Source organism: Streptococcus sp. 5905 (assembly GCF_013276505.1).
In the GTDB taxonomy this organism is placed as follows: domain Bacteria; phylum Bacillota; class Bacilli; order Lactobacillales; family Streptococcaceae; genus Streptococcus.
This window is the reverse complement of the sequence record NZ_VMLC01000003.1, coordinates 225,909-250,728: the sequence shown is the minus strand read 5'-3', so window position 1 is coordinate 250,728 and position 24,820 is coordinate 225,909. Positions and strand designations below refer to the sequence as shown.

Genomic DNA, 24,820 nt, shown 5'->3' with positions numbered 1-24,820 from the left:
GATATAATATGTAAAAATTAGGAGGTGGTCAGATGATTGAGAGAATGGAATTGGGAGAATTTTACAAGGAATTGCGCCTAGCGAGGAAACTCAAGCAGTCAGATGTGGCTTGTGATGGCTTGACAGCATCTCAGCTATCCAAGTTCGAACTAGGGCAGTCTATGCTGTCTGCGGATAAACTGATCCTAGCTATCCAAGGGATTAATGTGACCTTCGACGAGTTTGGGCATAAACTCAACAACTACCAAGAATCTCCCCATATGCGAATCGGTCGAAAGGTTGTGGATCGCTTTGCTCATCAAGATATAGCAGGATTAGAGCAACTGTTGAAGGAAGTCGAGCAAGAACAGATGGCGCAGACCTATCGTCGTTTGAATGCCATCGTGATCAAAGATGCCATTCATTCTTTAGATAAAAGCTATCCGCTAGCAGAGGAGGATAGCGAGTTTTTGACTAGCTACCTCTATGCCATCGAATCTTGGACCTGGTTTGAACTCTATCTTTTTTGCAATACCATGCCTTTCTTGAGCAATCAAGACCTGATCTTTTTATCAACCTCTTTACTTGAAAAATCCAAGGAATTTAAAGAGTTGGTTCACAATAGATTGTATATGAAGAGTGGCTATCTGAATATCTTATCAGAGCTCATGGAGCGCAAACTTTTTTCCTATATCCCAATCTTTGAAGCCGAGTTGGAGAGTATGCTCCGGCCATATGATGTTTTTGAGAAAGTATCATTGCAGTTTTTAAAGAAGATGAGTGTATTCCTTCAAACTAAGGGAAGCAATCAAAAAGAGATTGAATACTTTATCCAATCCCTGCAAGTATTAGAAAATCCCCAATTAACAGCTCTTTTTGAATTGCGTTTTCAGCAATACAAAGAACTTATCGATTAGTTAGAAAAGGAATGACAATAACCCACTCTAAAATAAGTAGGAGCATCAGTTGGATTTTGCTTTTCTTCATCATTATATCCCTCCTTGTGAGTAGTACCTACATTATATCAGGGAAAGAGTCAAATCTACAAAAATCGCAAATGTGAAATTTCCATGAGAAAAAATATCAAATATGCGATTTTTTAAAATGAGCTAATTTCCGTGTTATACTGTCCTTGTAAGACATTTGAAGCAAATCCTAGGTTGCAGAAGTGGTTTACAAAGAAAAATAAATAAAGGAGAAAAGAAATGCATAATCTAATGGAACTTGAATTGTTACCTGAAGAGCCAGTAATTACTGTATCACGTGAAGTTTGTAAGTGGACTTGCTCATTTACTGCTCTTTAAGAATAACTGGTTAAAATTAAGGATAGTTGATTACTAATTAACTATCCTTAATTTCATTTTAGAGATAATGTATTTATTATATTTATGGATAGATTACAAACAATGCTGAATAAAATACAAGTTGACACTTACCATAAAAATGGGTGGTTATTTGTGAAGTATAGTAACAATAAACTTACACAGGGATGGAAACTTCATGTAAGCAGTCAATTAAAAGACGCTTGTGATATTTTTTATATTGTTGTACAAGAGCTGGAGAAGGAAAGATGTAACTACAAAGTTCTAGATTGTTTGGATGAGTTAAAAAAATTGAATTCTCCGAGAGAAGTTTCTCCTACTGCAAATAAGTTTATCACTATATATCCGTCTAGTAGGAAGCAGGCCAAACGAATAATATTAAATCTAAAAAAAAAGTTAGAAAACTATAAAGCTCCAAGGATTTTATCAGATTTTCAATGTGGTGAACATTCTCCAATACATTATAGATATGGGGCGTTTAAAGCAATTAAAAACTACAATTTTTCTGAAAATAAAATTGTCTACATGATGAAAAATAGTAGAGGAGAATTAGTAGAGGATCTGAGATTAAATTATCCGTATTTGCCAGAAGGGGTTAAGGATTTATTTACTGATGTGGAAAAAAATAAATTATTTAAACCCTCCCCGGGAATTCCAGAGAATCACCCTTTAAATCACTATAATATCGAGTGTATTCTGAAAAAATCCAATAGAGGAAATGTTTACAGAGCTGTAGTAAAAAATAGTAATCAGAAAGTGATAATAAAACATGCACGACCGTATGTTTATAGTTGGGAAGATGGTTTCTCTGCAATTGATGAATTAAAGAATGAAGCAACAAATTTGAAAGTATTTCAGGACAAGTCCTATACGACAGAATTAATTGAAGAGTTTTATGTCAATGAAGATTACTTCGTAGTGCAAAAGTTTATACCAGGATATAATTTTTTTGATTTAAAAAATATTGATATCGAAAAAAATGTAATTATTAATAATATAATTGATATTATTAATGACATTCATGCTGAAGGATATTTAGCAGTGGATATTTCTCCAACAAACTTTATATTGGATGATTTTGGTCGTGTTAGGTTAATAGACCTAGAAAATTTTACAAACAAAAATAATACTGTTAGAAGAGCTGCTACAAAATTCATGATAAATACTGATTGTTCCTCAAAAATTTGTACCATTCAACAGGATTATTTTGCACTTGCAATGTTGAGTTTGGCGATTATGCGCGAGCATGTTTTAATATTTGAAGGAGAGGACGTCTTATTAAATATAACTGCTTTAGATAAAATCAAGTCTTGTATGTATATGGAGAAAGAAATTGGGAACATAACTAAATCGCAATTTAACTGGTTGATGTATTTATTGAATTTAAGTGAACAAGAGAAGTTAGACCGATTCGAGAAGATGAAGTATATAAACGATTTTGAAGATAAAAATATAGAATTTCATTCAAAGAGAGTTAATTCCTCATTCGATTTTCAAATTGAGAATGAGACACTCATTAACTATCTTCTTTCATTAAATATGAATAGAGAAAGTAGGATACTAAATTCAAATGAATTTGGAGAATTTGTTAGTCCAGTATCGTTTCAACATGGCTTATCAGGATATTTGTTTTATTTATCACACATGAGAGACATTTCTGACAATGGTAGAATTATCGAGTGGCTTATCTCTGAAGGAAATCAAAATAAAGGAAATGTGTATTTAAATGGTTATTCAATTTTATTTGGTTCTTCCGGATATCTTTGGGCATTATTAGAGTTCTATAAAAAATTTGCCAGCAACAATCCAAGTAGAGAATTGATTATAGATAAAACTAGAGAAATTTATAAAGACTTGATAAGTAATTATCAGAAAGTTGAAGTATTTGACTTTGCTTTAGGAAAGTCAGGTGTTTTATTGAGTATTATGAAATACTGTATAAATTTCAATGATGTCGATAGTATGAAATTTATTAGAGAAAAAATAGAGGAGTTATATTTATATTTTGTAGAAGAGATACAAAATGTTAATAGTTTAAAAGAATGTAATTTTGCACATGGTTTAGCTGGGATTGCATACGTAATTTCAATTTATAATTCGGAATTTGAATTTAAGGTAGCTTACGAAAATAGTATTAATGTATTCAATAATTTGTTAGAAAATCTGTTAGAAAATGAGTATAGTAGACTAAATGCAACTCCTACAAATTTAGAACTATCGTGGTGCGAAGGAACTTCAGGAATCTTACTTTATTTTGAATTATTATATGATAAAAGGTATTCAAAAATAATTTCAAGATTTCAACAACTTGCTTTCAAATTCAATCTTATTCAGTCAAGTTGTTATTGTCATGGTTTATCCAGTTTGTTGCAAACTCTAAACTATCAGGATAATTTAAATTTACGTGAGAATGTAATTGAGATTTTATTAAGTAGATCCAAAAGAGATAAAAATGGTATTTTGGTATTTGAATGTGAAGAAAGTTCAGATACATTATTTGATTTTGGTATCGGAAATCTAGGGATTTATTGGTCTATTCTTGGGGAAAAGTTCCCATTTGAATTCAAAAAGGAGTTGCGATGAAAGTATTTATTCAAAATAGAGATTTTAGGCAATTAACCATCAACCAGTGGATTTCAACGGTTGGGGATACGATTTTTTATCTTGCTTTTTTGAATTATGTGGCAGACGCTTCGTTTGCCCCCTTGGCGATTTTACTCATTACGATTTCAGAGACTGTTCCTCAAGTTCTGCAAATCTTTATGGGAGTTTTGGCTGACTTTCAACATTATCGTGTTCTAAAGTATACGGTTATTAGTTTTGTCAAATTTGTACTTTATTCTATAGTGGCACTTTCGCTTTCAGGGCAGTCCTTTTCCTTATGGCTCGTATTCTTTATTTGTTTAATGAACCTCTTGTCGGATACATTGAGTTACTTTTCAGGAGCCATGCTAACTCCTATTTTTATAAGAATCATTGGGAAAGAACATCTGACAGAAGCCATTGGCTTTAAACAATCAACGGTTAGTTTAGTTCGGACAATCAGTAATATTCTAGGAGGGATTTTACTAGGAATTCTTTCCATTCAGTTCATTTCCTTGCTAAACGCTCTGACGTTTCTGATAGCATTTGTAGGTATTCTTCTCATAAAAAATGATCTTTTGAAAGTTGAAAAAACAATTAGCTATCAAGAAGGTCTTTCTATAAAATCGTTTTGCCAGCATTTGTTCCAATCATCGAAATTGATCTGGAATATGGATAGAGTGGTCTTCATTTTGTTTATCGTCTCTATCAGCCAAGCTGTGATCAATGTCACTGTTCCTATTTCGACTCTTTTTTTAAGAAACCAACCGTTTTTGAATTTACAAACTGGTCAATCTCTCGCTTTGTTATCAACACTAGAATTGTTAGCACTTATTGTTGGAAGTCTTGTAAGTGGCTATCTGAAAAATACGATTTCTATAAAAACAGCTCTATACGCTTCGGTCGTCATCCAGTTACTCCTTCTAGTAGGATTTGCCACAGTTCATTTTGGCTTGATTCTGCTTTTCAGCTCCTTGGATGCCTTCATCGCAGGGTTACTCTCTCCTAGATTGCAGGAACTCGTCTTTAAACAAATACCTGAGGAGTCAATGGGAGCGGTTCAATCCTCTATTGGTGCTATTACGGTTGTTTTACCAAGTCTATTCACAATTGTTTTCGTAACGATTGCTACAAGTTTTGGAACCCTAGCGGTCAGCATTATTCTATTGCTATTACTCCTAACCTCATTTGTCATGCTTTTGAATATTCGTGAGAGCATTTAGTAGGGATTTCTGATTTAACTTTTGTTCATACGATAAGGCTGGCTTCCCAGTCTTTTTCTTTATCTAAAATATCTAATAATAGTCCTTGCTCAATTCTTTGTTACCTTAAATGAAAAAGTAATTTTAAAATCTAATCACGGAATCCGACTCTATCAAAGTTTGTCAATTCTAGAGTTTTTTGTATAGTAGAAATATGAAATTTACAAAAATAATCAGTAGTTTGCTTGCTCTTGGAGCTTTCCTCATGCTTTTATCAGCTTGCCAGAATGTTAAACAGACACAACTGGTCTTGTTTGATTCCCTTTCGTTCGGCATGCCTCCTAAATCTTTTGAAGAAGTATTTGGAGAGGTTAGCGAAGTGGAGGAGGAAACAGAAATGGCCTATCGCGATACTTGGCGTGCTGAAGACCCTTATTTCTATAAAACAGGGCGTCTTTTCTATGATTACGAAAATATTGCTTTGAATGGTTATACAGGTCGAGCAAGATTCACATTTTCAAAATCACATCGCTTGGAAAAAGCGACAGTTCATATTCCTGTAGCTTCAAAAGGGGAGCAATATGTAGTGCTCAACAATCTATCCCAGACTATAAAAAAAGAAATTGAAGCTCTTCCAAATTTTCAATCTGTAACTACCGAGACGGTAGGACTATACGATGACAGCTATCGCTATAAAGTCAAGCTGAAAGGACAAAGGAGAGAATTCTGGATCGATGTTTATCCGACAGAAGATGAGTCTGTTGAAAGCCAAGCCGATAAGTACACTATCCGAGTGGATCAGTTTCTTATATATCCATCAGCAAGTAATGCTTTGTAACAATGTTTGCTAGCTACTAGTTTCAAACTCTAAACTTTTTTCTCTTCTTTGAATGTGTTATAATATTTCTTGCTGTGGCTGTGACCTTGAACAGCCTCAAACGAAGAGAATATGAGGAGAAGGATGAAAGAAAAAGGATTTTGGGAAGGTGCACAGGCGGCCATGCCGACTGCCCTTGGCTATGTCAGCATTGGACTGGCTTGTGGGATTATTGGCGCGCCCTATGTGACACCTGTTGAGATGGGCTTGATGAGCCTCTTTGTTTATGCTGGGAGCGCCCAGTTTGCCATGTTGGCACTGATTGCGGTACAAGCGCCTGTGGCAGCTATTGCTATGACGGTCTTCTTGATCAACTTGCGCCTCTTTTTGCTAAGCTTGCATGCGTCGACCTATTTCCGTCATACTAGTCTTTGGCAAAATATCGGCATGTCCAGTCTCTTGACAGATGAGACTTACGGAGTTTTGATGGGAGAATTAGCCCATACAGACAAGGTCCATCCCATGTGGATGCACGGAAATAACTTGAATAGCTATGCGGCTTGGTTTGTGGGGACAGTGGTTGGAACGGCTCTGGGTGGTCTGCTACCAAATCCAGAAATCTTTGGACTAGACTTTGCCCTTGTTGGGATGTTTATCGGGATTTTTACTTCGCAATTTCAGATTATGCAAAGACGGGTTCCTGTACGGAATCTGCTGAAGATCCTAGCAGTTGTTGCAGTGTCTTTCTTTTTGCTCTTGACAGTGGTGACTCAGTCGCTAGCTGTTCTTTTTGCGACCTTGCTAGGTTGTACTATGGGGGTGGTCTTAGATGGTCAGTAAATATCTTTTGTTAGCCGTTATCTTTTCAGGCCTAGTGACTTGGATTCCCCGTATGATTCCCTTCATTTTGGTTAAGTACAAGGGGTTGCCAGCTATCGTTGAGCGGTTTTTGAAGTTCTTGCCTGTTTCCATTATTTTTGCTTTGATCCTTTCAAGCGTAGTGACTGGCAAGGTTGGCAGCCTTCCTCAAATCAAATGGCTGGACTTTTTAGCGGTCTTTCCAACGGCTTGGGTAGCCTTTCGCTACCGCAATCTAGTGGGTACGGTTCTTTTTGGGGTAGTCTTGATTGCAGTCTTGCGTCTGGTCTTTTAAATCAGCCATAAAAAAAACCTATCACCGAGATAGATATCATATAATGGCGAAAAAAAATATTTTCTGTTAAGATAGTACAGTATTCTATTTTGGAGGAAATAACATGAAAAAAATCGTCAAATATTCATCTCTTGCTGCTCTGGGACTTGTTGCCGCAGGTGTACTAGCAGCTTGCTCAGGTGGAGATAAGAAAGATAGCACATCTAGCGAAGCAGCAACACCTGGTAAGAAAGAAATTGTCGTAGCGACCAACGCTTCACCAAAACCATTTAACTACGAAGAAAATGGCGAGTTGACGGGTTATGAGATTGAAGTGGTTCGCGCTATCTTTAAAGACTCTGACAAGTATGATGTCAAGTTTGAAAAGACAGAATGGTCAGGTGTCTTTGCGGGTCTTGACGCTGATCGCTACCAAATGGCTGTGAACAACATCAGCTATACCAAAGAACGTGCTGAAAAATACCTTTACGCAGCTCCAACTGCTAAAAATCCTAACGTTCTCGTTGTGAAGAAAGACGATAACAGTATTAAGTCTCTCGATGATATTGGTGGAAAATCTACTGAGGTTGTTCAAGGAACAACAACAGCTAAACAACTGGAAGACTATAACAAACAACACGCAGACAACCCAACGGTTCTCAACTACACCAAGGCTGATTTCCAACAAATCATGTCTCGTTTGAGCGATGGTCAGTTTGACTACAAGATTTTTGATAAAATCGGTGTTGAAACAGTTATCAAGAACCAAGGTTTGGACAACTTGAAAGTGATTGAACTTCCAAGCGACCAACAACCTTATGTTTACCCACTTCTTGCTAAAGGTCAAGATGAGTTGAAATCATTTGTAGACAAACGTATCCAAGAACTCTACAAAGACGGAACTCTTGAAAAATTGTCTAAACAGTTCTTCGGGGACACTTACCTCCCAGCAGAAGCTGATATTAAATAGTCGTATGAAATCATCCAGTCTGAGAAAGGCGGATGATTTCTCAATTTTCAGACATATAGTTTTAAACTATATGTCTGCCTATCTAATAACAATTTGCGAAATCAAATAAAGTATGAGATACTATTACGGTATTATTTTTAAAGGAGATAGAATCATGAAAATCAAAAAATGGCTCAGTGTAGCAGCTCTTGCTACAGTCGCAGGTTTGGCTCTTGCAGCTTGCGGAAATTCAGAAAAGAAAGCGGACAACGAAACAGTTGTTAAAATCGCAACAGTTAACCGTAGTGGTTCTGAAGAAAAACGTTGGGATAAAATCCAAGAATTGGTTAAAAAAGACGGTATTAAATTGGAATTCACAGAGTTCACTGACTACTCTCAACCAAACAAGGCAACTGCTGATGGCGAAGTAGACTTGAACGCCTTCCAACACTACAACTTCTTGAACAACTGGAACAAAGAAAACGGAAAAGACCTTGTAGCGATTGCAGATACTTACATCTCACCAATCCGCCTTTACTCAGGTAAAAATGGGGAAGAAAACAAGTACACCAAAGTGGAAGAAATCCCAGATAATGGTGAAATCGCTGTACCAAACGATGCAACAAACGAAAGTCGTGCGCTTTACTTGCTTCAATCAGCTGGTTTGATCAAATTGGACGTTTCAGGAACTGAGCTTGCTACTATCGCAAACATCAAAGAAAATCCAAAGAACTTGAAGATTACTGAATTGGACGCTAGCCAAACAGCTCGTTCATTGTCATCAGTTGATGCTGCTGTTGTAAACAATACCTTCGTTACAGAAGCAAAATTGGACTACAAGAAAGCACTCTTCAAAGAACAAGCTGACGAAAACTCAAAACAATGGTACAACATCATCGTTGCGAAAAAAGATTGGGAATCATCACCTAAAGCGGATGCCATCAAGAAAATTATCGCAGCTTACCACACTGATGAAGTGAAAAAGGTTATCGAAGAAACATCAGACGGTTTGGACCAACCAGTTTGGTAATAAGACACAGGGAGGTGGGAGAGAGTTTCCACCTCTTGCTTTTATATAGAGAGTTGATTTTAAAGAGGCACTTGTTGTCGTTCCAAGGACACAAGTACGTAGTAGAAAGGGAGAGAGAAAATGGTTTTTCCTAGCGAACAAGAGCAGATTGAAAAATTTGAAAAGGATCATGTGGCCCAACATTATTTTGAAGTCTTGCGCACCTTAATTTCCAAGAAATCAGTCTTTGCTCAGCAGGTTGGACTGAAGGAAGTCGCAAATTATCTGGGTGAGATTTTCAAGCGTGTAGGGGCTGAAGTGGAGATTGATGAGAGCCACACGGCTCCCTTTGTCATGGCGCATTTCAAGAGTTCGCGTCCGGATGCCAAGACCTTGATCTTCTATAATCACTATGACACCGTGCCAGCGGATGGCGACCAGGTGTGGACAGAGGATCCTTTTACCCTTTCTGTGCGAAATGGCTTTATGTATGGACGTGGGGTTGACGACGACAAAGGTCATATTACGGCTCGTTTGAGTGCTTTGAGAAAGTATATGCAGCACCACGATGACCTACCTGTCAATATCAGTTTTATCATGGAAGGTGCAGAGGAGTCTGCTTCCATGGATCTAGATAAGTATTTAGAGAAACACGCAGACAAACTTCGTGGGGCGGACTTGCTAGTCTGGGAACAAGGGACTAAGAACGCCTTGGAACAGCTGGAAATCTCTGGCGGAAACAAGGGGATTGTAACCTTTGATGCTAAGGTGAAAAGTGCTGATGTGGATATCCACTCGAGTTATGGTGGAGTTGTGGAATCAGCTCCATGGTATCTTATCCAGGCCTTAAGTAGCCTACGTGCAGCAGATGGATGTATCTTAGTAGAAGGCTTGTACGAGGATGTTCAAGAGCCAAATGAACGAGAACTAGCCTTGGTAGATACCTATGCCCAACGCAATCCTGAGGAAATTAGTCGTATTTATGGCTTGGAATTGCCTCTCTTACAAGAGGATCGTGCCGCCTTTCTCAAACGATTCTTTTTTGAACCAGCTCTTAATATCGAAGGGATTCAGTCAGGTTACCAAGGGCAAGGAGTGAAAACGATTTTGCCAGCAGAAGCTAGTGCTAAGCTAGAGGTTCGTTTGGTTCCTGGCCTAGAACCGCATGATGTTCTGGAAAAAATTCGGAAACAGCTAGACAAAAATGGCTTTGATAAGGTAGAATTATACTATACCTTGGGAGAGATGAGCTATCGAAGCGATATGAGCGCGCCAGCCATTCTCAATGTAATCGAGTTGGCCAAGAAATTCTATCCACAGGGCGTTTCAGTCTTGCCGACAACAGCGGGGACAGGACCTATGCATACGGTCTTTGATGCCCTAGAGGTACCAATGGTTGCCTTCGGTCTAGGAAATGCCAATAGCCGAGACCACGGTGGAGATGAAAACGTGCGAATCGCCGATTACTACACCCATATTGAATTAGTAGAGGAGCTGATTAGAAGCTATGAGTAGAGATATTATCAAGTTAGATCAGATCGATGTGACCTTTCATCAAAAGAAGAGAACCATCATAGCGGTCAAGGATGTGACCATTCACATCCAAGAAGGGGATATCTACGGAATCGTTGGGTATTCTGGAGCAGGGAAATCAACCCTTGTACGGGTGATTAACCTCTTGCAAAAACCATCTGCAGGGAAAATTACCATTGATAACGACGTCATTTTTGACGGCAAGGTGACCTTGACTGCAGAGCAGTTGCGTCGTAAGCGTCAAGACATTGGGATGATTTTCCAGCATTTTAACCTCATGAGTCAAAAGACAGCAGAGGAAAATGTGGCCTTTGCCCTCAAACACTCTGGACTCAGCAAGGAAGAAAAGAAAGCAAAAGTAGCTAAGTTATTAGACTTGGTTGGCTTGGCAGATCGCGCTGAAAACTACCCTTCTCAGCTATCTGGGGGACAAAAACAGCGTGTGGCCATTGCGCGTGCCTTGGCAAATGATCCAAAAATTTTGATTTCAGATGAGTCAACATCTGCCCTCGACCCTAAGACAACCAAGCAGATTTTGGCCTTGTTGCAAGATTTGAACCAAAAATTAGGCTTGACCGTTGTCCTGATTACACACGAAATGCAGATTGTCAAAGACATTGCCAACCGTGTGGCGGTTATGCAGGATGGGCATTTGATTGAAGAGGGCAGTGTTCTTGAAATCTTCTCAGACCCTAAACAACCTTTGACCCAGGACTTTATTTCAACAGCCACAGGAATTGACGAAGCCATGGTTAAGATTGAGAAGCAAGAAATCGTAGAGCATTTATCTGAGAACAGTATCTTAGTGCAACTCAAGTATGCAGGTGCTTCGACAGACGAACCACTTTTGAATGAATTGTACAAACATTACCAAGTAACAGCTAATATTCTCTATGGAAATATCGAAATTCTCGATGGCACTCCTGTTGGAGAATTGGTTGTGGTCTTGTCAGGTGAAAAAGCAGCACTAGCAGGTGCTCAAGAAGCCATCCGTCAGGCTGGTGTCCAGTTAAAAGTATTGAAGGGAGGACAGTAATATGACAGAGTTTATTCAAACTTACTTACCAAATGTCTATAAAATGGGCTGGGCTGGACAAGCCGGCTGGGGAACGGCTATCTACCTAACTCTTTATATGACAGTTCTTTCCTTCATCATCGGAGGATTCTTGGGGTTGGTGGCAGGTCTCTTCCTCGTCTTGACAGCGCCAGGTGGTGTCTTGGAAAATAAGGTTATCTTCTGGATTTTAGACAAGATTACCTCTATTTTCCGTGCGGTTCCCTTTATCATCCTCTTGGCCATTTTGTCACCACTTTCTCACTTGATTGTTAAGACTAGTATCGGTCCAAATGCAGCCCTTGTCCCACTTTCTTTTGCAGTCTTTGCCTTCTTTGCCCGTCAGGTGCAAGTGGTCTTGGCTGAATTGGATGGTGGTGTCATTGAAGCGGCTCAAGCGAGCGGAGCGACCTTCTGGGACATCGTGGGTGTTTACCTATCAGAAGGTCTGCCAGATTTGATTCGTGTGACGACTGTGACCTTGATTTCCCTTGTTGGAGAAACAGCCATGGCGGGGGCAGTTGGAGCTGGTGGTATCGGTAACGTAGCCATTGCTTATGGATTTAACCGTTTCAATCACGATGTGACAGTTTTAGCAACCATCATTATCATCTTGATTATCTTTACGATCCAGTTCTTGGGAGATTTCTTGACCAAGAAATTAAGTCATAAATAAAAAGAGCCGAAGGGCTCTTTTTTGTTCTAGGTAGCTGCAAACAGGGGCATTTAAAGTTTTTAAATTATGGTATAATAGATAAAGCTAACTCTCTCTGGTGATAGGATAGGAAAAAACTAGAAAGATAAACCTTGAAGCGAGATGAGAAAATGAAAAAGGAGTTCGGTTGATATGAATTATTTTGAGGGGAATGATTTCTTCCTTCTCTTGTTTGTAGTTTTACTGATTGGTTTTGTAGTAAACTTTTTTGAAAAACGTAAGGACTACTATATTTTGGCGCTCTCCCTCTTATTTGCAGGAGCTATCTATGGCAAGAGTCGAGCGATGATAGTCTATTTGCTCGCCTTTATCGTTTACCAATATTTTCTGGTTTTTCTAGCACAGAGGATAGAGGCAAAGCGGCTGAAACCACTGGTTTTCCTTTCCATTCTTCCTTTAGTGATCAATAAAGTCTTTGCCCTGACTTCTCTGCATTTGTTGGCCTTTATTGGTATTTCCTATATGTCCTTTAAGACCATTCAGATCATGCTAGAAATATCGGATGGCTTGATCAAAGAAAAAATCACTGTAAAAGATTATCTACAGTTTTTGCTCTTTTTCCCAACAGTTAGTGCTGGTCCGATTGATCGGAGTAGGAGATTTTTAAAAGAGATAAACGAGGTCATGCCCCGAAAAGAGTATCTGGAGTTAGCAGGGGACGGTGTGTATCGTATCGTTTTAGGTCTACTTTATAAGGTTGTTTTATCAACCTATGTTTACCAGATGTTACTCACTCTAAATAATACTGGCACAGTCGTTTACTCAATTAAATATATGTACCTCTATACCTTGTATCTGTTCTTCGACTTTGCGGGCTATAGTCTAATGGCCGTTGGAAGTAGTAATATTCTAGGTATTCAGACACCAATGAACTTTAACAAACCTTTCTTGAGTGTCGATATCAAGGATTTCTGGACCAGATGGCATATCACCTTGTCGACCTGGTTGAGAGATTTTGTATTTTCAAGAGTATTGATGCAGGTTATCAGGAAAAAATGGTTTAAAAATAGACTACATAATGCAACCTATGCCTATATGGTCAATATGTTGGTCATGGGTTTTTGGCATGGTCTTAGTGTTAGCTACATTGTTTATGGTTTTTATCATGGTGTCTTGATGGCTGGATTTGAAGTGTATCAAAAGAAAAGCAATTTTTATAAGAAAAATAAAAACCAAAAATGGTATAAACTACTAAGTTGGTTTGTGACCATGAATTTGTTTATGGTTGGTTTCTTTATCTTTTCAGGTGAACCCTATAAAATCTTACTGACGATTTTAAAGAGATAAGAGATTGAAAAGAGATCGGACGGATCGAAGGGATAGGATAAAACGAAATGATTAAATTAAAAGCATTTTTACTATCGCTTGTGCTCGTAATTGCGACGCTTGCCCTTTTAAATGTGACCTATGTCAAGAAAATTGAGGATTATTATAAAGTCAAGGATAACAGTATTCGTTATAGTACCTCGTATGAAAAGTATAAAAGTAGAGATATTTTAACAAGCAATATCACTCCCAATACACTGGTTTTATTGGGGTCATCTGAGTTGGTTGCAACGATAAATGAAGACTATCATCCCAATAAAATTTTTAACTACAATGATTTTAATATCATGCAGATAGGGACCAGTTATTCTCAAAATATCATTCAAGCCTCTACTTTAGCCTCTATTGAAGGATCTATGAGTAAGCGGAAAGTGGCTATAGTAGAGTCTGTTCAGTGGTTTGAAAAAGATGGGACTCATCAAGATGCCTTTTTGAACAAGGCTTCTCAGGAACATATTTTCCACATGCTAGATAATGACAAGATCAGTAAGGAAACGAAAGAAAAACTAATCAATCGCATTATCGAGATTACCAAGGGGAACAAGCAACAAAATGACATCTACAAAAAATATAAAAGTTATTTCATAGATGGAACAGGAACTATTGTTGATAAAAAATTATTAGAATTAGATAAGGCGATGTATTCCTTTAAGCTCAAACAGACTTTTTATCAAAAACATGCCAAATCAGATTATCCTTCACTAGGAGATAAAACCCCAGACTATGATTGGGAGAAAATGACAAATCAGTTTGTAGAAGAGGTCAAAAAGAAAACAGACAATAATGATTATGCTGTTGATAATAACTACTACAATACCTACCTAAAAGATCGCTATGCATCACTGAAGGATTCTAATAAAGATTTGAGCTACCTAGAGTCGCCAGAGTATTCAGATATGGAACTCTTCTTGACAGTTGCCAAAGAATTGGGCATTGAAGTTGAGGTTATTATTTTCCCAGTAAACGGGAAATGGAATGACTACACGGGTGTCTCAAGAGAGATGCGAGAAAAAACTTATAAAAAAATAGAAGATGTCGCAAAAAGTCATGGTGCAACCGTATTAAACTATGGAAACAGAGAGTATGATGATTACTTTTTATTTGACGTGATGCACGTTGGAGTGAAAGGATGGATGGAAGTTGAAAAAGAACTTTACAAATTTGCAAACCAAGCTAACTAACACACATCGTTTAATTTTGTGGACACTATTTTTCTATACGGTTATCTTGAGCATCGTGATTTACTGTTTTGTGACCGATTTTTCGAACATTCAAGAATTTATCTATAGTGAATTCTAAGATTGTATACAAAAAGGCCCTGAAGCTAGGTGTTACTAGCCTTCAGGGCTTTTACCTTACATTTTATCGGCTATTTTTTGACTTAGAAATTGCCCAATCACAGCACCCATTACAGCACCAAGGAGAATGCTTGCGACAAAGAGAAAAATTTTGTCTAGCTCTGGAGCGACCATGATACGGTCAATGTATTCTTGGGATTTTCCACGAGCGAGGAGAGTTGCCGCGTAGGATTCTGGACTAATCCACATGAGGAGGATGGGTCCACTTGTACTAAAAGCAAAGACGAGGAAGGAGAGGGTATTTTTGATTCGATCTTTGTAGTTGCCGAGACGAGCGATGGCATCTGCTGCAAGACCGCAAGTGATAGCTGGTAGAAAGGCGCCGGCACCGTGTTTACTAGCTAGGAAAAATAGTGCCATAAAAAGGCTTAGAATCGTGATAGCGCCAAAACGAGGAACCTTTGCTAAAAGAAGCATGTAGACGCTCCCTCCAACAAGGGCAGAAAAGGCAGGCGCATAGAACATATTGCCCGTTGAATCCACCAAGTGTCCAAGCAATACTCCAATTCCTAGACAGAGAAAGTAGAGAACGACGGCTAAGAGGGTAGTTAAGATATTTTTCTTCATGAGAATCTCCTTATATAAAACTGTCAAAATCAATTGTATCACGCTTTTAGAGGATTGTAAATGGGTGCTCTATGTTTTTGAAAACGTTTGAAATATGATATAATAGTTACATAGTTGTTTTAAGGAGGATATTATGGGAAAGTTTCTAGAATTCGTCTTTAATCGTTTCTTTTTAGGAATGATTGCGACGGCTTTTTTCTGGTTATTCACACTAGCAGGAGGTGTAGTCTTTGGTTTGGCACCAGCTAGTGCAACTCTTATGAGTTTATATGCGGAGCACGGTTATACTTACCGAGCTTATAGTTTTAAAGAAGCTTGGGAATTGTATAAGAGTAATTTTGTCAAGAGCAATCTCGCTTTCTATAGTTTTGTACTTGTAGATCTAGTCTTAGTTTATGGTTTATACCTTTTGGTTCAATTGCCCCATCAAACTATCTTCCATCTCTTGGCAACCTTTCTCAATATCCTTGTTGTTGCCTTTGTTTTTTTAGCTTATACCGTTTCATTGAAACTCCAAGTTCACTATGAGCTCTCTTATCGAAATACCGTAAAACTCGCTCTTATCGGGATTTTTATGAATTTGCCGGCAATTGCCAAGGTTTTATTTGGTACGGTCATGCTTGTAGGAATTGGTTACTATATGCCTGCCCTCCTCTTTTTCGTAGGAATTGGTGTGTGGCATTTCTTTATCAGTGATATGTTGGAACCCGTATATGAAAGTATCCATGAAAAATTGGCGACAAAATAAAATGAAGCCGTTCTGGCTCCATTCGCTCTTGCGCATCTATACCTTGGTGATGATTGCCATCATTGCAAGTTTTGCGGTCATGCTCTCCTATGCTGACTGGAGTTCCCGTGAAAAAGAAGCCCAACGAGTAGCTCAACGTGTGACGACTCGGACAGTGAGCGAGATTGAATATTACCATAGAGAGTCGACTCAGATTGCCCAGGCTTTGGTTGAAAATCAGGCTCGGATTGAAGGGATTTATAAGTACTTTAGTCTCAGTACACCAGACTATTTTTATTGGCAATTAGAGCGCAAGGCTTCGCCCTATATCTCGGTATCCTTGTATGAAAACATTGACGATTTGTATGTAAGAAATGACTTTGTGACGGGTGTGGCAATTGTCCTTCAGGATTATAAAGAAGTCTTTGTTTCTACCAGAGGGAAACGAAGTGGAGAGAAAATTCCAGCAGAAAATTTCAAACCAGCTCCCAATAGTTTTGCCATTCCTGTATCCGATCCTGTGTCTGACAAGGATTTAGGAGTCATCTATATCTCCCTTTCCCCAGACGTTCTCCATGATGCTATTGACAATACAAGGGGCCATATCCCGATGGCTGTAACAGTAACTTCGCCTTTTGATACGGAGATGTTTCAGATTGGGGAGACAGTATCTGCCGAGCGGGAGGACTGGCTTGTAGGAGTTACCTCCCATGGCTATCAAGTTCGTGTAGCCGTTCCTAAGGATTTTGTTCTTAAGGGAACGTTGACCAGTTCGACTGTCATTATTGGACTAAGCATTCTCTTTATCATTATCTTGTATACCACTCTGAGGCAGACCTTTTCCAATTACCAAAAGCAGGTGGTGGATCTGGTCGAGTCTATTCAGGTTATTGCCCAAGGAGAAGAGGGACTTCGCATTGATACTTCTGAGAAAGACCAGGAATTGCTCCTCATCTCAGAAACAACCAATGATATGTTGGACCGACTGGAAAAGAATATCCACGATATTTATCAGTTGGAATTGAGCCAAAAAGATGCCAATATGCGGGCCTTGCAAGCTCAGATTAACCCGCATTTTATGTATAATACCTTGGAGTTCTTGCGGATGTATGCGGTGATGGAAAGCCAAGATGAGCTAGCAGATATTATCTATGAATTTAGTAGTTTGTTACGCAATAATATCTCCGACGAGCGGGAAACAACGTTGAAGCAGGAGTTGGAATTTTGCCGAAAATATAGCTATCTCTGTATGGTTCGCTATCCAAGGTCTGTTGCTTATGGCTTTAAGATCGCGCCAGAATTAGAAAATATGAAGATTCCCAAGTTTACGCTCCAACCATTGGTAGAAAATTACTTTGCCCACGGTATTGACCACCGTCGAACAGACAATGTAATCAGCATCAAGGTCTTGAAGGGTGAGGGATTTGTTGAGATCCTGGTAGTCGATAATGGTCGTGGAATGCCTGCCGAAAAATTAGCTTCCTTGCAAGAAAAACTAACTCAGAGAAGTTTTGAGCACGAGGCAAGCTATAGCGGAGAGCGACAATCAATTGGAATAATCAATGTACACGAACGCTTTGTCCTCTATTTTGGAGATCGCTACCAAATCAGTGTAGAGTCTGCTGAACAAGAAGGTGTTCGTTACCGTATTACTATTCAAAATGAATAGAAAGGAAGGGAAATGTATAAAGTTTTATTAGTAGACGATGAGTACATGGTGACAGAGGGTCTCAAGCGATTAATCCCCTTTGAAAAATGGGATATGCAAGTCGTCGCAACAGCTAATCACGCAGATGATGCATTGGACTACGTCAAGGAAAATCCAGTTGATGTGATTATTTCGGATGTCAACATGCCAGATAAGACAGGGCTTGAGATGATCAAGGAGATGAAGGAGATTCTCCCAGATGCCTATTATATCTTGCTGTCTGGCTATCAGGAGTTTGACTATGTCAAGAAAGCAATGAACTTAAGTGTCGTGGATTATCTGGTGAAGCCAGTGGATAAGGTGGAGTTGAGTCATTTATTAGAAAAAATTGCGAGCCAACTTCAGGAAAAGGTGGAGCAAAGCCAGACTCTCAGCCAAGAATTGGATGAAGAAGGCTTTGTCAACTTCTTAGCAGGTAAAGACAACTGGTGGATAGGCCTTTCCAAGGAAAAACAAGGTTCTTTCACTATTCCTTACTATGTTTTAGGTCAAGACTGGCAGATTTTTATCTCTGATCAGCCACTAGATGGAATCGTAGTAACGTCTTTTGGAGCGCCCTACCAACAAGCCTTTGAAAAATGGAAAATCAACGCAGAAAAAGCCCTCTTTTACGGTTCTGTCAATCTAGAAAAATCCGAGAGTCTATTTGCTTATTACGAACCGATTTATCGGGTGATTATTCAAGGAAATATCAATCAAATCATAGAAGAATTGACCCTGCTGGAGAAGGTTGTCTTAGAGAATACACCGCGCGTTGCTATCACCAAACAGCTCTTCACTCAGTTTGTCATGGATGTATTCCACTTGTTTGAGCATCTAAAAGCGGATGATATGACCGAGATTGTCAAAGCCATCCATGCCATTAACTCCTTTGAAGAATTGGTTGCCTACATCAAAGAGACCTTGATCAAGTTCTTTGGCCAGTACCGCATGAATGAAAATGTGGTGAGCGTTCTGGAGGTGATTGGGCGTGATTATCAAAAAGAGCTCTCACTGAAGGATATTAGCAAAGATCTCTTTATCAACCCTGTCTACCTCGGTCAGTTAATCAAGCGAGAAACCAACTCAACCTTCGCAGAACTGCTCAACAAACAGCGCATCAAGGCGGCGCAACAGCTCTTGCTTTCAACCAATGATAGTATTGAAGATGTTTGCTATGCTGTTGGTTACAGCAATGTTGGATATTTCTACAAGGTCTTCCGTAAATTGTGCGGAAAATCACCAAAAGCTTATCGCAAACAAGTCGAAAGTTCCCTGTAAAACTTGTATTTACATACAAAAAATGCTATAATGTTCAAAATACCTTAAGGAGGAAAAATTATGAAAAAGAAACCAATTTATCTTTGGGTTTTATTAGTTCTATCAGCATTGATTTCAGCTATGTCTTTGTTTGGAATACTAAGTCCAGTTCCTAGTAAAGAAACACTAGGTGCCAGTCAAGCTCAAGTTCAAGGTGCTAGCGCCCAGCAACTAGAGGATACGATTAATTATCTACATAAGACAGCTGAATTATCGCATTCGACTGTTAACATCGTTTTGATTATTTTATCTGCGATTTTAGTAGTCGCAGGTATTGTGCTCTTGGTTCGTAATCATTTGCAATATGCAAATTATGCTTACATTGCTTATGTTTTGCTTGCCATTGTTGGTTCGATTTATACTTATATGGGTATGCAAGATGCTGTACAAGCTATCCGTGATGAAACTTTGCGACTAGGGACAGAAGTCCTTGGAAAGGGAACAACGATTTTATTTGTTGTTATCAATGTCCTCTTCCTTGCCATTGTCTTTTACAAGATGTGGCGTCAACAAAAAGATTTGTCTGAGGAAGTCGAAACAGAAGAGGCTGCCTAAGTATTGACAAAAGGGAACTATCAAGTTACAATCTTGTTAGTTCTTTTTATATCGTAAACATAAAAGATAGAGGTCAGCATGAAAAAAATATCCTTAGTTTATATCAGTTTGAGCGGGAATACAGAGAGTTTTGTAACTCGACTTAAGGACTATCTCTTGTCCCAGTACGAAGGGATTGAGGTCCAAAAGATTCATATCAAGGATTTGGTCAAGGAAGGCCAAGAATTCTTTGAAATGGAGCATCCCTATGTCGCTTTCTTGCCGACCTATCTGGAAGGTGGAAATGGTGTCGATAACGGCGATGTTGAGATTCTTACGACTCCAGTGGGCGACTTTATCGCCTATGGAGACAATGCTAGTAAGTGTTTTGGGGTAGTGGGATCTGGTAATCGCAATTTTAACAATCAATACTGCCTGACAGCCAAGCAGTATAGCCAGCGCTTTGGCTTCCCGGTCCTAGCAGACTTTGAAATGCGTGGAATGCTGGGAGATATTAAAAAGGTCGCAGCGATTATCGCGGACTTATATGGATTGGGTTCAGAAAGTTAGAATCGTTCAAGTAGGCAGTTGGATTTTCTCAACTGCCTTTTGAATGCAGAAAAAGGCACCCAGACGAGGGTGCTGCTTTGGAATTAACCTGCTTTTCCGATGGCAAGTGCATAGATAAAGAAAATAGCAAAGCCAAAGAGGAAAATCAATCCTGCAATGGCGAGGAGTTTCAACCAAGAAGGAAGATTTTTATTTTCACCTGTGACCAACACATAGTTCAAAAGGGCAAAGAATGGTGTTGTAAGAAAAGATCCAATCATGGCAAAGCGGAGCATGGTTGAAACTTGACCGGCAAAGAACTTGATGATGACGATACCAATGATAGCTGTGATGGTCATCCAGATGTTCAAAGATTTACGATTATCCTCTTTTTGATTTGCCAAGAGTTGAAGGGAGGCCTGATTGACACGTGAATATCCATCGATGACAGTAATGACTGTCCCAAAGATACAGAGGAAAGCGATGAAGGTAATCAAATAACGAGACCATTCACCAAGGACAGAGGCGTACATGCCCACAAATTGCGAGATGTATTTGGCAGAAGCAGCTTCAACCGCTTGCCCTGTAGGATATTGAATAAGTGCTCCTAGTGCCACAAAGAATACAGCTAGGATAGCAGTTCCAATGTAACCAACGTTAAAGTCGAAAAGAGCATCCTCTGTATTAAAGTTGACGGTCTTTTTCTTTTCAGCAGACCAGAGTGAGTTGATAGCTGAGATTTCAATAGGGGCAGGCATCCAACCTAGAAGGGAAACGATAAAGGGTAGGGCTGCCATTTGCCAAGGTGTTTTCTCGATAAAATCAGAGCTGTATTCTGGGTGCTTAACGGCAGCAATGATGACGGCAAGAACAGTTGCAATAGTCAAGGCAGACATGATCCATTTTGCCATACCGTCCAATAGTTTGTAGCCACCAAAGAGTAACATAGCCCAAATGACCGCAACAAGGATGAGGGACCATTGAGTGATGCTAAGACCGATCATTGGGAAGGCACTGGCGATGATAGCTGAGCACAGAATGGCAACACCAGCTGTGTTGACCATAGCTGAAAAGACATTGAGGATAAAGAAAATCCAGAGATAGAGTTTTCCTTTTTCAGCATAGCCTTCCACCAAGGTTTTGCCAGTGTCGGCAGTATATTCGGCACCAAAACGGAAAAATGGATATTTAAAAACATTGGCCAAGATAACCAAGAGGAGTAGTGACCAACCATAAGAACCACCAGCTTGAGTAGAGGATACAATGTGAGAACCTCCAACGGCAGCAGAAGCCATTAGGATTCCTGGCCCCATTGCCTTTAGTTTGCTTGCCCAGGTAGACTGGTGTGATGAAGTAACTTGTGACATAATAAACACTCCTATTTTTGAATTTTCAGAATAATCTGAATAGATAGCTACTATTCTACAAGAAACTTATGAAAAATGCAAGAGAATTTTTGAAAAATTTAGAAAATTTCAGAAAAATCATATGAAAGATATGATTATCACAAGGAAATGGTATTGATGGGAGTAAAAAATCCGAGAAGAAAGCTTCTCGGATTCCCTTATTTCAGTTGCTCAGTGATTTCCTTAGAAAGCAGGAGTCCCAAACGGTAACCTTTATTGATGTAGTCAATCACATCATTGATATTTTCCGTTGTTTGGATCCTTTCGCGTATGTCTGTTTTGAAAGCTTCGTCCTTCAGAAGCTGTTCCTGAAGGAGTTGTTGAAGTTTTTCTTTTTCGTACTTATTGATGAGAAAAAGAACGACAAGACTGATAAGAACTAAGATATAAGCATACTGGCTCATAAAATTTCTCCTGGTTTGATAAAAAAGTTGATGACATAAGAAAAGCGAAAGAAACATTTCGCTTTTCTATTAGGTGACTAGAATTGCATGGCAGGCATCCCGCACAAGAGACTAGATAATTCGATGATATACTTGAAAGGTCTAGTTTTTTATTATTATGACATAAACAAATCGCTGTTTATTTATGTGAATTAGTGAAGCGCCTAGCCAAATCACCATAGTTACGACGTCATGGCCTCTAAATCGATTATATTTAGGGGTCATGACTAGTGAAGCAGTTAGCTAGTTCGCATATAAGCATAAGCGGCTAGCGTCTAACAATTAGGAACTTTAGTTCCAATTGTTAGTACTGAATCACATCTTCTCTGGTGCTTCTACTCCAAGCAAACGAAGGGCTTCTTTGAGAACAACAGCTGTTGCGTAGCTGAGGGCTAGACGGCTGTCGCGCTCTGGGCTTTCATCCAGAATACGAGTGTGGGCATAGTATTTATTGAAAGCTTGAGCTAAGCTGATTGCATACTTGGCAATGAGCGATGGATCATAGTTAACAGATGCGCGTTTGATGACACGGGCAAAGTCTTGGAGAAGTTTGATAATTTCCCAGCTTTCAGCATCATTTAGACTGTAATTTGCTTGAGCATTTGGTTGGAAGTCTGCTTTTCTAAGGAGAGATTGGATACGAGCGTAAGCGTATTGGATGTATGGACCAGTTTCTCCTTCAAAGGAAACCATAGCTTCGAGGTCAAAGTCGTAACCATTTCGGCGGTCAGTCTTGAGGTCGTAGAATTTAACAGCTCCTACTCCGACAGCTTGGGCAACCTGCTCTTTGTTTTCGAGATCAGGATTTTTCGCTTCAATTTGTGCTTTAGCACGGCTGATAGCTTCTTGAAGAGTAGGTTCGAGCAGGATAATATTTCCCTTACGAGTAGAGAGCTTTTGACGGTTCTTGGTTACCAAACCGAAGTCTACATGAATCATATCATCGCTCCAGTCAAATCCCATTTTTTTCAAGACGGCTTTTAACTGTTTAAAGTGGTTAGACTGCTCTTGACCAACCGCATAGATATTCTTAACAAAATTGTAAGTACGTGCACGGTAGATAGCTGTCGCAATATCACGTGTGATGTAGAGGGTTGCACCGTCAGATTTTTTAATCATAGCAGGTGGCAGTTCGACATCATCTAGGTTGACAATGCTAGCGCCGCGTGATTCTTCTAGCAAACCTTTTTCTTCAAGGATTTGCACGGCTTCGTCCATCTTGTCATTATAGAAGGCTTCCCCGTTTAAGCTGTCAAATTCAACGTTCAACAGTTTGTAAATGCGGTTGAACTCAACCAAACTTTCGTCACGGAACCATTGCCAGAGTTGAGTTGCTTCTGGATCACCGTCTTCCAATTTTTTAAACCAAAGACGTCCTTCCTCATCAAGAGCTGGGTCGTTTTCGATTTCAGCATTGATGCGAACGTACAATTTTAACAATTCGTCAATTGGATTAGCTTCTACGGCTTCCTTACTTCCCCATTTTTTATAAGCAACCATGAGAAGACCAAACTGTTTACCCCAGTCTCCAAGGTGGTTGATTTTAATAGTGTTGTAGCCCATTTTCTTAAAGATATTAGAAAGAGCATCTCCGATAACAGTTGAACGTAAGTGACCTACTGAGAAAGGTTTTGCGATGTTTGGACTTGATAGGTCAATCGTGATATTTTGCTCTTTGCCTTCCGTTTGTTGAGCGTAGTCAGATCCTTTTTCGATGATCTCTTTGATAACTGCTCCAGAAATGGCAGATTTATCAAGGAAGAAGTTGACGTAAGGGCCAGTTGCAACAACTTTTTCAAAGGCTTGGCTGTTGATTTTTTCAGCGATTTCAGCAGCAATCATTTGAGGGGCTTTGCGTTCGACTTTTGCAAGTGAGAAAGCAGGGAAAGCGATATCTCCCATGTCAGAGTTTTTTGGTTGTTCTAGTAAATTTAAAATAGCCTCTTGATCTAGGCTATCGATGACGCTAGCCAATTCACTAGCAATCAGTTTTTTTGTACTCATAAGTAGGCTCCTTTTGGACTTTTATTCTATTTTATCATAAATTTAGTGAAAGAAGAAAGATTTTTTTGAATTATTCAGTTTTTTTGGTATAATTATATCTAAAAATAAACCCGAAATCGGTTATAAATATTCATGTAAGAGGTTGATATGAGAAAAAAAGAACGACACCAGTTGATTAAAAAGATGATCACTGAGGAAAAACTAGCTACACAAAAGGATATCCAAGATCGCCTAGAAGTTCGGAATGTCTTTGTGACGCAAACGACCTTGTCTCGCGATTTGCGCGAAATCGGCTTGATCAAGGTTAAGAAAAATGGTATGGTATATTATGTGCTAGCGAATGAAACAGAAAAGATTGATTTGGTAGAGTTTTTGTCGCATCATCTAGAAGGGGTTGCGAGAGCAGAGTTTACTTTGGTACTTCATACCAAGTTGGGAGAAGCAGCTGTCTTAGCAAATATTGTTGATGAAAATAAGGACGAGGCGATTTTAGGGACGGTTGCTGGTGCCAATACCTTACTGGTTATTTGTCGAGACCAGCATGTTGCCAAGCTCATGGAAGAGCGTCTGCTAGATTTGATGAAGGATAAATAGGGTTTTGGGA

At 39.1% G+C, this 24,820-nt stretch carries 23 protein-coding genes; 19 read left to right on the top strand and 4 right to left on the bottom strand.

From position 1 onward, the window contains the following. Positions 1–32: 32 nt before the first annotated feature. From HT680_RS06870 to dltD, 13 genes are all read left to right on the top strand, one after another. The gene (locus HT680_RS06870) at positions 33–896 is read left to right on the top strand and encodes an XRE/MutR family transcriptional regulator (protein WP_173259194.1); all 864 of its coding nucleotides are present in this window, start codon (positions 33–35) and stop codon (positions 894–896) included. 540 nt (positions 897–1,436) lie between these two features. Next, positions 1,437–3,884 carry a lanthionine synthetase LanC family protein gene (locus HT680_RS06865; RefSeq protein WP_345890220.1) on the top strand — a complete coding sequence of 816 codons (2,448 nt, stop codon included), beginning with the start codon at positions 1,437–1,439 and terminating at the stop codon, positions 3,882–3,884. Then, positions 3,881–5,107, top strand: coding sequence for an MFS transporter (locus HT680_RS06860; protein ID WP_173259190.1), 1,227 nt, complete (start codon positions 3,881–3,883; stop codon positions 5,105–5,107). Before HT680_RS06865 ends, HT680_RS06860 begins: the two co-directional genes overlap by 4 nt. A 193-nt stretch (positions 5,108–5,300) precedes the next feature. After that, entirely contained in the window at positions 5,301–5,924 is a 624-nt protein-coding gene (locus HT680_RS06855; protein ID WP_173259188.1) for a hypothetical protein, read from the top strand. A 123-nt stretch (positions 5,925–6,047) separates the two neighbouring features. Further along, on the top strand, positions 6,048–6,743 hold the full coding sequence (locus HT680_RS06850; RefSeq protein ID WP_173259186.1) for an AzlC family ABC transporter permease: 696 nt from the start codon (positions 6,048–6,050) through the stop codon (positions 6,741–6,743). Further along, the gene (locus HT680_RS06845; protein ID WP_000253936.1) at positions 6,733–7,056 is read left to right on the top strand and encodes an AzlD domain-containing protein; all 324 of its coding nucleotides are present in this window, start codon (positions 6,733–6,735) and stop codon (positions 7,054–7,056) included. Before HT680_RS06850 ends, HT680_RS06845 begins: the two co-directional genes overlap by 11 nt. A gap of 103 nt (positions 7,057–7,159) precedes the next feature. Beyond that, positions 7,160–8,005, top strand: coding sequence for an amino acid ABC transporter substrate-binding protein (locus HT680_RS06840; RefSeq protein ID WP_173259183.1), 846 nt, complete (start codon positions 7,160–7,162; stop codon positions 8,003–8,005). A gap of 154 nt (positions 8,006–8,159) precedes the next feature. Further along, on the top strand, positions 8,160–9,014 hold the full coding sequence (locus HT680_RS06835; protein WP_173259181.1) for a MetQ/NlpA family ABC transporter substrate-binding protein: 855 nt from the start codon (positions 8,160–8,162) through the stop codon (positions 9,012–9,014). A gap of 120 nt (positions 9,015–9,134) precedes the next feature. Next, entirely contained in the window at positions 9,135–10,508 is a 1,374-nt protein-coding gene (locus tag HT680_RS06830) for a M20/M25/M40 family metallo-hydrolase (RefSeq protein WP_173259179.1), read from the top strand. Next, positions 10,501–11,562: a methionine ABC transporter ATP-binding protein gene (locus HT680_RS06825; RefSeq protein WP_173259177.1), complete on the top strand. Its 1,062-nt coding sequence runs from the start codon at positions 10,501–10,503 to the stop codon at positions 11,560–11,562. Before HT680_RS06830 ends, HT680_RS06825 begins: the two co-directional genes overlap by 8 nt. A 1-nt stretch (position 11,563) precedes the next feature. Beyond that, positions 11,564–12,256, top strand: coding sequence for a methionine ABC transporter permease (locus tag HT680_RS06820; protein WP_038804670.1), 693 nt, complete (start codon positions 11,564–11,566; stop codon positions 12,254–12,256). 171 nt (positions 12,257–12,427) lie between these two features. Then, entirely contained in the window at positions 12,428–13,582 is a 1,155-nt protein-coding gene (gene dltB, locus HT680_RS06815) for a D-alanyl-lipoteichoic acid biosynthesis protein DltB (protein WP_173259175.1), read from the top strand. A gap of 47 nt (positions 13,583–13,629) precedes the next feature. After that, positions 13,630–14,802: a D-alanyl-lipoteichoic acid biosynthesis protein DltD gene (dltD, locus tag HT680_RS06810; RefSeq protein ID WP_173259173.1), complete on the top strand. Its 1,173-nt coding sequence runs from the start codon at positions 13,630–13,632 to the stop codon at positions 14,800–14,802. Between the two features lie 174 nt (positions 14,803–14,976). Here dltD and HT680_RS06805 read toward each other — a convergent pair whose 3' ends face one another. Then, the gene (locus HT680_RS06805; RefSeq protein WP_173259171.1) at positions 14,977–15,546 is read right to left on the bottom strand and encodes an MptD family putative ECF transporter S component; all 570 of its coding nucleotides are present in this window, start codon (positions 15,544–15,546) and stop codon (positions 14,977–14,979) included. 133 nt (positions 15,547–15,679) lie between these two features. Between HT680_RS06805 and HT680_RS06800 the strand changes: the two genes are divergently transcribed. The 5 genes from HT680_RS06800 to nrdI all read left to right on the top strand — a co-directional run bounded on the left by HT680_RS06800 (position 15,680) and on the right by nrdI (position 20,384). Further along, positions 15,680–16,294, top strand: coding sequence for a DUF624 domain-containing protein (locus tag HT680_RS06800; RefSeq protein WP_125827684.1), 615 nt, complete (start codon positions 15,680–15,682; stop codon positions 16,292–16,294). Continuing rightward, entirely contained in the window at positions 16,272–17,942 is a 1,671-nt protein-coding gene (locus HT680_RS06795; protein WP_345890222.1) for a sensor histidine kinase, read from the top strand. Before HT680_RS06800 ends, HT680_RS06795 begins: the two co-directional genes overlap by 23 nt. Positions 17,943–17,954: 12 nt before the next feature. Beyond that, on the top strand, positions 17,955–19,241 hold the full coding sequence (locus HT680_RS06790; protein ID WP_173259168.1) for a response regulator transcription factor: 1,287 nt from the start codon (positions 17,955–17,957) through the stop codon (positions 19,239–19,241). Positions 19,242–19,301: 60 nt separating this feature from the next. Further along, positions 19,302–19,835 (top strand): hypothetical protein, encoded by a 534-nt coding sequence (locus HT680_RS06785; protein ID WP_000729040.1) that lies wholly within the window; start codon positions 19,302–19,304, stop codon positions 19,833–19,835. A gap of 78 nt (positions 19,836–19,913) precedes the next feature. Further along, on the top strand, positions 19,914–20,384 hold the full coding sequence (gene nrdI, locus HT680_RS06780) for a class Ib ribonucleoside-diphosphate reductase assembly flavoprotein NrdI (protein WP_000724245.1): 471 nt from the start codon (positions 19,914–19,916) through the stop codon (positions 20,382–20,384). An 83-nt stretch (positions 20,385–20,467) separates the two neighbouring features. Here nrdI and HT680_RS06775 read toward each other — a convergent pair whose 3' ends face one another. The 3 genes from HT680_RS06775 to argS form a co-directional block, all read right to left on the bottom strand. Beyond that, positions 20,468–21,730 carry an NRAMP family divalent metal transporter gene (locus HT680_RS06775; RefSeq protein ID WP_000084739.1) on the bottom strand — a complete coding sequence of 421 codons (1,263 nt, stop codon included), beginning with the start codon at positions 21,728–21,730 and terminating at the stop codon, positions 20,468–20,470. A gap of 197 nt (positions 21,731–21,927) precedes the next feature. After that, on the bottom strand, positions 21,928–22,173 hold the full coding sequence (locus HT680_RS06770; protein WP_000084853.1) for a hypothetical protein: 246 nt from the start codon (positions 22,171–22,173) through the stop codon (positions 21,928–21,930). A gap of 354 nt (positions 22,174–22,527) precedes the next feature. Then, positions 22,528–24,216: an arginine--tRNA ligase gene (gene argS / locus HT680_RS06765; protein WP_000104869.1), complete on the bottom strand. Its 1,689-nt coding sequence runs from the start codon at positions 24,214–24,216 to the stop codon at positions 22,528–22,530. Between the two features lie 147 nt (positions 24,217–24,363). Between argS and argR the strand changes: the two genes are divergently transcribed. Then, positions 24,364–24,810, top strand: a complete 447-nt coding sequence (gene argR, locus HT680_RS06760; RefSeq protein WP_001227366.1) for an arginine repressor — start codon at positions 24,364–24,366, stop codon at positions 24,808–24,810. Positions 24,811–24,820: the final 10 nt, after the last annotated feature.

Bases quoted from the DNA above. Each gene is read 5' to 3' on its own strand.
- argS (WP_000104869.1), bottom strand. From the start codon at position 24,216: ATGAGTACAAAAAAACTGATTGCTAGTGAATTGGCTAGCGTCATCGAT.
- HT680_RS06795 (WP_345890222.1), top strand. From the start codon at position 16,272: ATGAAAAATTGGCGACAAAATAAAATGAAGCCGTTCTGGCTCCATTCG.
- HT680_RS06805 (WP_173259171.1), bottom strand. From the start codon at position 15,546: ATGAAGAAAAATATCTTAACTACCCTCTTAGCCGTCGTTCTCTACTTT.
- HT680_RS06835 (WP_173259181.1), top strand. From the start codon at position 8,160: ATGAAAATCAAAAAATGGCTCAGTGTAGCAGCTCTTGCTACAGTCGCA.
- HT680_RS06860 (WP_173259190.1), top strand. From the start codon at position 3,881: ATGAAAGTATTTATTCAAAATAGAGATTTTAGGCAATTAACCATCAAC.
- dltB (WP_173259175.1), top strand. From the start codon at position 12,428: ATGAATTATTTTGAGGGGAATGATTTCTTCCTTCTCTTGTTTGTAGTT.
- dltD (WP_173259173.1), top strand. From the start codon at position 13,630: ATGATTAAATTAAAAGCATTTTTACTATCGCTTGTGCTCGTAATTGCG.
- HT680_RS06870 (WP_173259194.1), top strand. From the start codon at position 33: ATGATTGAGAGAATGGAATTGGGAGAATTTTACAAGGAATTGCGCCTA.
- HT680_RS06770 (WP_000084853.1), bottom strand. From the start codon at position 22,173: ATGAGCCAGTATGCTTATATCTTAGTTCTTATCAGTCTTGTCGTTCTT.
- nrdI (WP_000724245.1), top strand. From the start codon at position 19,914: ATGAAAAAAATATCCTTAGTTTATATCAGTTTGAGCGGGAATACAGAG.
- HT680_RS06820 (WP_038804670.1), top strand. From the start codon at position 11,564: ATGACAGAGTTTATTCAAACTTACTTACCAAATGTCTATAAAATGGGC.
- HT680_RS06850 (WP_173259186.1), top strand. From the start codon at position 6,048: ATGAAAGAAAAAGGATTTTGGGAAGGTGCACAGGCGGCCATGCCGACT.
- HT680_RS06785 (WP_000729040.1), top strand. From the start codon at position 19,302: ATGAAAAAGAAACCAATTTATCTTTGGGTTTTATTAGTTCTATCAGCA.
- HT680_RS06775 (WP_000084739.1), bottom strand. From the start codon at position 21,730: ATGTCACAAGTTACTTCATCACACCAGTCTACCTGGGCAAGCAAACTA.
- HT680_RS06845 (WP_000253936.1), top strand. From the start codon at position 6,733: ATGGTCAGTAAATATCTTTTGTTAGCCGTTATCTTTTCAGGCCTAGTG.
- HT680_RS06840 (WP_173259183.1), top strand. From the start codon at position 7,160: ATGAAAAAAATCGTCAAATATTCATCTCTTGCTGCTCTGGGACTTGTT.
- HT680_RS06830 (WP_173259179.1), top strand. From the start codon at position 9,135: ATGGTTTTTCCTAGCGAACAAGAGCAGATTGAAAAATTTGAAAAGGAT.
- HT680_RS06825 (WP_173259177.1), top strand. From the start codon at position 10,501: ATGAGTAGAGATATTATCAAGTTAGATCAGATCGATGTGACCTTTCAT.
- HT680_RS06855 (WP_173259188.1), top strand. From the start codon at position 5,301: ATGAAATTTACAAAAATAATCAGTAGTTTGCTTGCTCTTGGAGCTTTC.
- HT680_RS06790 (WP_173259168.1), top strand. From the start codon at position 17,955: ATGTATAAAGTTTTATTAGTAGACGATGAGTACATGGTGACAGAGGGT.
- HT680_RS06800 (WP_125827684.1), top strand. From the start codon at position 15,680: ATGGGAAAGTTTCTAGAATTCGTCTTTAATCGTTTCTTTTTAGGAATG.
- argR (WP_001227366.1), top strand. From the start codon at position 24,364: ATGAGAAAAAAAGAACGACACCAGTTGATTAAAAAGATGATCACTGAG.